A 1749-nucleotide genomic window follows, 5' to 3' on the forward strand; every position below is an offset into this window, starting at 1 on the left:
CCGCGCCGAACAACGTCTACGCCACCAACGCGCCAGTGACCAACAGCATCACCGGTACCTCTGGCGGTAACTACGAGAAGCTGGAAACGGCGGGTACACCGTCGACCACAGTCTCCGACAACCCGAACAACCTGGACACCACCAACGTCACCCTGACCGCCACCAACTCGGTCCAGGAAGGCGGCCAGATCACGTACACCGCCAAACTGAGCAACCCGGCCGGTAGCGCGATGACCGTGAGCCTGAGCAACGGCTCCACCATCACCATTGCCAAAGGCTTGAGCGAAGGTACCGTCACCGTCGATGCACCACGCAATACCGTGTACGTCGACAACACCAACGTCAGCGCCAGCATCACCGGCACCACTGGTGGCGATTTCGAGCGGGTAAGCGTCAGTCCGACCCCTGCCGTGACTTCGGTGACCGACACCATCGACACCTCGACCGTGACCCTGACGGCCACTCCGAGCGTGGTCGAAGGCGGCGTGATTACCTACACCGCCACCGTTAGCGCTCCGGTCACCGGCTCGCCGCTGGTCGTCAGCCTGGCCAACGGCCAGTCGATCACCATCGCCGTCAACGCCACCAGCGGTTCGGTCAACTACACCGCGCCGAACAACGTCTATGCCACCAATGCTCCGGTGACCAACAGCATCACCGGCACCACTGGCGGCAACTACGAGAAGCTGGAAACGGCGGGTACTCCGAGCACTTCGGTTAGCGATAACCCGAACAACCTCGACACCACCAACGTCACTCTGACCGCAACCAATTCGGTTCAGGAAGGTGGCCAGATCACTTACACCGCCAAACTGAGCAACCCAGCCGGCAGTGCAATGACCGTGAGCCTGAGCAACGGCTCCACCATCACCATTGCCAAAGGCTTGAGCGAAGGCACCGTCACCGTCGATGCACCGCGCAACACCGTGTACGTCGACAACACCAACGTCAGCGCCAGCATCACCGGCACCACCGGTGGCGATTTCGAGCGGGTGAGCGTCAGTCCGACCCCTGCCGTGACTTCGGTGACCGATACCATCGACACCAGCACCGTGACGCTCACCGCGACACCGAGCGTGGTGGAAGGCGGCATTATTACTTACACCGCCACCGTCAGCGCTCCGGTCACCGGCTCTCCGCTGGTAGTCAGCCTGGCCAACGGCCAAAGCATCACCATCGCCGTCAACGCCACCAGCGGATCGGTCAACTACACCGCGCCGAACAACGTCTACGCCACCAATGCACCGGTCACCAACAGCATCACCGGTACCACTGGCGGTAACTACGAGAAGCTGGAAACGGCGGGGACTCCTAGCACTTCGGTTAGCGATAACCCGAATAACCTGGACACCACCAATGTCACTCTGACCGCGACCAACTCGGTCCAGGAAGGCGGCCAGATCACCTACACCGCCAAACTGAGCAATCCGGCCGGCAGCGCGATGACCGTGAGTCTGTCCAACGGTTCGACCATCACCATCGCCAAAGGCTTGAGCGAAGGCACGGTGACCGTCGATGCACCACGCAACACCGTGTACGTCGACAACACCAACGTTAGCGCGTCGATCACCGGCACCACCGGTGGTGACTTCGAGCGGGTGAGCGTCAGCCCGACCCCTGCCGTGACCTCTGTCACCGATACCATCGACACCAGCACCGTAACGCTCACTGCGACTCCGAGCGTAGTGGAAGGTGGCGTAATCACCTACACCGCGACTGTCAGCTCGCCTGTGACCGTCGCACCGCTGG

1 protein-coding gene is annotated in these 1749 nt (G+C 61.9%); it reads left to right on the top strand.

What is annotated here, in order from left to right:
• A partial coding sequence (locus ACODSK_RS32605) for an immunoglobulin-like domain-containing protein (protein ID WP_489022269.1) occupies window positions 1-1749 on the top strand: 1749 nt, incomplete at both ends.

Source organism: Pseudomonas sp. FG98 (assembly GCF_057808595.1).